Source organism: Aquipuribacter hungaricus (genome assembly GCF_037860755.1).
Classification (GTDB): domain Bacteria; phylum Actinomycetota; class Actinomycetes; order Actinomycetales; family JBBAYJ01; genus Aquipuribacter; species Aquipuribacter hungaricus.
Window position 1 is genome coordinate 1 of record NZ_JBBEOI010000495.1, and the last position, 743, is coordinate 743.

A 743-nucleotide genomic window follows, 5' to 3' on the forward strand; every position below is an offset into this window, starting at 1 on the left:
ACGGGCAGCAGCAGCCGGCCGAGGACGAGCACCCCGACGAAGGCGAGCAGCGCCGCGGGCAGCGCGAGGCCGACGCTGCCGCCGAGCGCGCCGACGACCGTGCCGGCGCCGCCGGCCACGACGAGCAGCAGCCCCAGGACCGTCCGCAGCAGCGACGTCCGGGCGGTCTCGCCGACCGCCTCGACCGGGCGCAGCGCGGCCAGCGGCGACACCTGCCCGGCCCGGACCAGGGCGGCGACCGAGGCCACGACGGCGGCGACGGCACCGAGCAGCGGGGCCCCGACGACCTCGACGAGGCCCGGCACGGGCAGGTCGAGCCCGTCGCCGGGGACCCGGTCACCCACCACGGCCCGCGTGAGCACGGCCAGGCCCCAGCCGGTGAGCAGGCCGACCACGCCGGCGACCGCGCCGAGCAGCACCGCCTCCGTGGTGCCGGCCCGCCACAGGTCGCGCCGGGTGGCGCCGATGCAGCGCAGCAGCGCCTGCTCGCGGACCCGCTGGGCGAGCAGCACGGAGTACGTGTTGGACACCACGACGACGGCGACCGCGACGGCGAGCGCCGCGAACGCCCCGACGGCGGTGCGGAGCGACAGGACGAGGACCGCGCTGGAGGCGGCGCGGCTGTCGCGCAGCTCCTCGCCGGTGAGCACCTCGCCGAGCGGGGCGGCGCTCTCCGGGCCGACCCCGGCCGCGACCGCGTCGCGCAGGGCGGCGGGGTCGGTGCCGGGCGCGGCGGCCACGAG

1 protein-coding gene is annotated in these 743 nt (G+C 80.2%); it reads right to left on the reverse strand.

Translation table 11 applies throughout. The features are described 5' to 3' along the window. Positions 1–743: FtsX-like permease family protein (locus WCS02_RS20835; RefSeq protein ID WP_340296217.1), on the reverse strand; the 743-nt coding region annotated here is incomplete at both ends.